Origin of the sequence: Hydrocoleum sp. CS-953, from assembly GCF_002260545.1 — a bacterium.
In the GTDB taxonomy this organism is placed as follows: domain Bacteria; phylum Cyanobacteriota; class Cyanobacteriia; order Cyanobacteriales; family Microcoleaceae; genus Trichodesmium.
In genome coordinates, this window is record NZ_LGSU01000876.1 from 1 (window position 1) to 5,181 (window position 5,181).

4 protein-coding genes and 2 pseudogenes are annotated in these 5,181 nt (G+C 35.3%); 3 read left to right on the forward strand and 3 right to left on the reverse strand.

Annotation, left to right across the window (positions count from 1 at the left end):
• Positions 1-866: 866 nt before the first annotated feature.
• Together AFK68_RS44840 and AFK68_RS44845 are read left to right on the forward strand one after the other, a co-directional pair.
• Positions 867-1,425 (forward strand): calcium-binding protein (locus tag AFK68_RS44840; protein ID WP_371357329.1); only part of this gene is annotated, 559 nt, incomplete at its 3' end.
• A 1-nt stretch (position 1,426) separates the two neighbouring features.
• Positions 1,427-2,259 (forward strand): annotated as a pseudogene (locus AFK68_RS44845) (calcium-binding protein); the annotation flags it as partial.
• On the opposite strand, the gene AFK68_RS11550 reads toward AFK68_RS44845, so the two are convergent.
• Positions 2,260-2,631 carry a hypothetical protein gene (locus tag AFK68_RS11550; RefSeq protein WP_246844130.1) on the reverse strand — a complete coding sequence of 124 codons (372 nt, stop codon included), beginning with the start codon at positions 2,629-2,631 and terminating at the stop codon, positions 2,260-2,262.
• Positions 2,632-3,106: 475 nt separating this feature from the next.
• On the opposite strand from AFK68_RS11550, the gene AFK68_RS11555 reads away from it, so the two are divergent.
• Entirely contained in the window at positions 3,107-3,937 is an 831-nt protein-coding gene (locus tag AFK68_RS11555) for a photosystem II manganese-stabilizing polypeptide (protein ID WP_094672894.1), read from the forward strand.
• Positions 3,938-4,119: 182 nt separating this feature from the next.
• Here AFK68_RS11555 and AFK68_RS44850 read toward each other — a convergent pair.
• A partial coding sequence (locus tag AFK68_RS44850) for a POTRA domain-containing protein (protein WP_371357330.1) occupies positions 4,120-4,466 on the reverse strand: 347 nt, incomplete at its 5' end.
• A 1-nt stretch (position 4,467) separates the two neighbouring features.
• A pseudogene (locus AFK68_RS11565) lies at positions 4,468-4,912 on the reverse strand (POTRA domain-containing protein); the annotation flags it as partial.
• Positions 4,913-5,181: the final 269 nt, after the last annotated feature.

A 5,181-nucleotide genomic window follows, 5' to 3' on the forward strand; every position in this document is an offset into this window, starting at 1 on the left:
CCTATAACTAAAAGAGGTAAATATATAGCAATAATAGTTTTTAAAGTTTCCTTGAGCAAATTTCCATAACTAATATCTTTGTATTCCATAATCTGGTATAATCAACAATTAAATTTTAGGAAAGTATTTGGCTATCAGCTATCAAATTCATAATTAAATATATAGGGAAATTACTATTAATATTTTGAACCACAATTCGCAGTTAAACTTATGGCAATCGTAAATTAGTTATGACAATTTTTATAAGAGTTAATTTTAACTTAAAACCTAGAAAATTCTGACTGTACCTCGCCAATCCAACAGTTACTCCTAATACCATTTCTCAAAAACTTTATCTATTTCAGAGTAGGGGAGTAGGGGAGTGTAGGGACGTTGCATAAGGGCGTCCCTACGGGAGAAGTAAACATAAGAATAATTAACATTAACTGACAAGTAATTATCAAAAAAGTTATTCGGCTTGAGTTAATTACTTAAGAATTGAAGTGCCACTCAAGTATAGCATTACTTTTAGTAATTGGTATAACTCAGTTATAACTCCTGTAACGACGAAATGCCATTCGTCCCTACCACCAAAATATGACAACTTAAATAGGATTGCTATAGAACATATTAGCTAAATTTCCCTATCAATAATTAATATAGATTTTTATTCACAAAATAGGCTAAATACCAACATAAATAGGAAACAAAATAGTTGAGTTTTAAGTCACAAGTAACTCGTAAGGATCGGGGGACATCTAACGCCAAAATCAAATGCCAAAGATGGAAAAAACGCAATCCTAAAACCTAGAATATTTATGTATTCTTCTACAAACCTTACTTTTTCAACAATCAAATTAGTAGTAACATAGGAGTATCCAAATAACATGGCAAATATCTCAGGAGATAACAATGATAATCTCTTAATTGGCTCTCCAGAACCAGATTTTATGGAAGGTTTTGGTGGAAATGATACTATTTTTGGTGAAGCAGGAGATGATACTCAAGATGGAGGAGAAGGAGAAGATGAAATTTTTGGTGGTATTGGATCTGATTCTTTAATTGGTGGTGAAGATAATGATTTCTTGCAAGGAGAAGATGGACGTGACTCAGTATTGGGTGGTCTGGGAGATGATAGTATTGAAGGTGGTCTGGGGAATGATTTTTTATTAGGAGAAGATGGCAACGACTCTTTATTTGGAGAAACTGGAGATGACTTAGTAATTGGTAATCAAGGATTTGATTTAGTTACTGGAGGGGATGGTAACGATACATTAAGGGGTAGTCAAGGGGATGATAGTATATTTGGAAATCTTGATGATGATGTAATATTTGGCGACCTAGGAAATGATATTGGTAATGGCAGTATAGGTAATGATTCTCTTTTAGGTGGTGAGGGTGATGACTCTTTAGATGGAGGTAGTGGTGATGATACTATTTTCGGAGNTTGATTTAGTTACTGGAGGGGATGGTAACGATACATTAAGGGGTAGTCAAGGGGATGATAGTATATTTGGAAATCTTGATGATGATGTAATATTTGGCGACCTAGGAAATGATATTGGTAATGGCAGTATAGGTAATGATTCTCTTTTAGGTGGTGAGGGTGATGACTCTTTAGATGGAGGTAGTGGTGATGATACTATTTTCGGAGAAGCAGGTAATGATTTACTATTTGGAGGTATTGGTAGTGATTTTATTAATGGTAATAGGGGTAACGATCGAGTTTTTGGTGGAGAAAATGTAGATAATCTTCGTGGTGGAAAAGGTGATGATACAATATTTGGTGAACAGCAGAATGACTCTCTTTTTGGTGACTCAAATAATGATTTAGTTATTGGTGGTATTGGTGAGGATACATTGTTTGGTGGAAAAGATAATGATACCCTTCAAGGTAGTGATGGTAATGACTCTTTGCTAGGTGATCGAGGCAATGATATATTATTTGGTGAAGCTGGAGAAGATACATTAACTGGTGGGGAAGGATCTGATATTTTTGTGCTACCTGGAGAATTAGGTAATGTTGATGTAATAAATGATTTTAATCCCTTAGAAGATTTCTTGGCTTTAAGTGGTAATTTGACTTTTGAAGATTTAACTTTTGAACAAGGAACTGGTTTAAATTTTAGAGATACATTAATTACTATTGAGAATGGGAGATTATTAGCAATATTGGTGAATGTTCCAGCTTCCATAATTTCAGAGGAAGACTTTATAGATATTAGTCAACCTTTACCTGAAGCTGATTCTAATACTAATAATACTGATGAAGTTCTATAATTATTGAGAATTATCAGACCAGTTTTCCAACAGATAGCGTAATCTTAACCGGGGAATATAAGGCCAACCTCCCTTTGTTTCAATATCCTTGAGTAAATTGTAAAGTGCCTGACGATTATCTGGCAATGTTTTTTGAAATGAACCTTCTCTAATTTCTTGATGTAAGCTTTCCAGAGTTCGTAGGATAGCCAATATTGCCATTGGATCGTCCTGGTGATTTTCGGCTATAGCCTTTACTGAATCTGCTAATGATTGTAAATCACTATGTAAATTTGTTGACTCATTTTCTATATTTGTTTCCATATTACCAATTAAGAGCAACTTGACCAATCCCCAGACTAAAGCCAGATAAATTCTAATATAATAGGTCACAGAGAGTATATCGGCAAATATTTATCCAAATATTATTATAGGCTATTCCTTGTGATTCGGTCTTCTACCGTAACAGTCTAACTATAATATTATGTAGCAAACATTTATCACGGCTGCTCTCACATCTTCTCCAGAGCTTTTGCTACCCCTTATGTTGATAAATGTTAGCTCTTAGATAATTAGTTAAATTCAGTCATGGCAAGATATTAACTTAAGTATATTTACTTATGCAATTTTAATTTGTATAACTGAATTTAAGAAAAAGTAACCAGCAATGTAAAATATTATTTTGGGTTAATACTTAAAGATAAATCTACTCTCACACCAACCAGATTGAGAATGTGAAGAATAACTTTATCCTAATTGCCCTAACTTTCCCATCAAATCTAAAATCTAAAACTGGATTAATCATACTGCGTAAACATATAACGCAGTAGCAATGTTAAATATTGAATGTTGAATCTTGAGGTTGACAATGAGGTATCGCACTTTAATTGCGGCACTATTAGCTGTGTGTTTGAGTTTTTTAACCGCCTGTTCAGAAGGCATTGATAGTAATAAACCACTTACTTATGAAGACATTGTAAATACTGGCTTGGCCAACAACTGTCCTGAGTTACCAGAAACTGCTCGTGGTTCTATTGCTCTTGACCAAGATGAGTCTTACATTTTGACAGATTTGTGTTTGCAGCCAACTACCTATTTCGTTAAGGAAGAACCAACTAACAAACGCCAAGAAGCAGAATTTGTTGAAGGAAGAAAATTAACACGGTACACTTCTACTTTAGATCAAGTAACAGGTGAGCTTGTCTTTAATGAAGATGATTCTTTGACATTTAACGAACAATATGGTATTGACTTTCAACCCATAACTGTTCTTTTACCAGGTGGAGAAGAAGTTCCATTTCTATTTACTGTCAAAGGACTTATTGCTAATAGCCAGCCTGGTATTACTGCCATCAATACTTCTACTGATTTTAAGGGAATATACAATGTTCCTTCCTACCGAGGCTCTAGTTTCCTAGACCCGAAAGGTCGTGGTGTGACTTCAGGATATGATAATGCAGTAGCTTTACCAGCTAGTTCAGATGATGAAGAGTTTGTCAAAGCTAATGTTAAGTCAGCGGATACTCTTCTCAAAGCTGGTGAGATGTCCCTTCAAATTACTAAAGTAGATGGGGAAACAGGTGAAATTGTTGGCTTCTTTGAGGCGGTTCAGCCTTCTGATACAGATTTAGGCGCAAAAGAAGCTGTAGAAGTTAAAGTTCGTGGTACTTTTTACGGTCGGGTAGACACAGTTTCTTAGGCTAATTGACATACTTCCCCGACAAATCAAACGATTGTGTCGGGGTAAAATTATAGTAATCTTCTTGGGGGACAAGCATCTTGGAATTAAAGTTTTTCCAGTCTTTAGGCTGGAGATTATATGGTTTGTACTAGAGATGCTTAAGAGTCCTAAATTTTTGTGAAAAATAATTGAACTAGCTATTAATAAACTTTTCGGCACCTTTTTAAACCAGGACGAGTTCCCGCTGTTAAATTAGCAGATAATCTTTCAATTAAAGGGTTGAGTTGTAATAACTGTAAATATTGAAATAACTGATTTTGATTTAGAGGTGTTTGAATACCAGATTCAATACGACTGCGAATATAACTAGAATTAAGTCGTTTCAGTCCGGAAATTTCAATTTCTTCAACTTGTCCTTCAATAACTTCTATTATAACAGTGCCATCTTCCAAAGTTTGTGGTGGAATAAAAGCTCCAGAAGTTACATATCCTTGGTCAAAATATAGCTGAGTTACTGTTGTTTGTGCTTCAAGTAATTCGGCAAAAGNTTTCTTCAACTTGTCCTTCAATAACTTCTATTATAACAGTGCCATCTTCCAAAGTTTGTGGTGGAATAAAAGCTCCAGAAGTTACATATCCTTGGTCAAAATATAGCTGAGTTACTGTTGTTTGTGCTTCAAGTAATTCGGCAAAAGAAATAGGTCTATCTGTAAAAGGTTTCAGAACTTCTGCTAATTCTGTTGGACTAAAAACTGTACTACCAACAACAGCAAATTGGTTAACAGTAATCTTACCAGGAATTTGCAGAGGAGGATATTCGGGAGAAAGAGATGGAACTGGTTGTGGTTGGAGTAAATCATCTGGTGGTGGTAATGGTTTTACTTGTGGTAAAGGTTGAGGACTAGGGTCAACTGGTCTAGGAGTTATTTGAGCAATAGCAGGTTTAGTAGAAAAATAGGAGAAAAAAATTAGAATTATTATCCAGAAAATCATATTCAGTTATCAGCTATCAGTTATCAGGAGTCAGGAGTTAGGACTCAGGAGCTAGGAAGGAGCTTTTTCTACACCTTATTAAAATCAGCAAAGTCCTCTACTCCCTACTCCCTACTCCCTACTCCCTACTCCTATCAGTTATCAGGAGTCAGAAGTCAGGAGTCAGGAACTAGCAAGGAGTTTTTTGGTTGTGCATCAGTAAAGTGTGGGATAAGTCGCGTAGGGCTGGCCAATATAATCTAAAAGCACTGATATATAGAGGTTGAGCG

Coding starts and splice junctions, on each gene's coding strand:
- AFK68_RS11555 (WP_094672894.1), top strand. CDS start 3,107: ATGAGGTATCGCACTTTAATTGCGGCACTATTAGCTGTGTGTTTGAGT.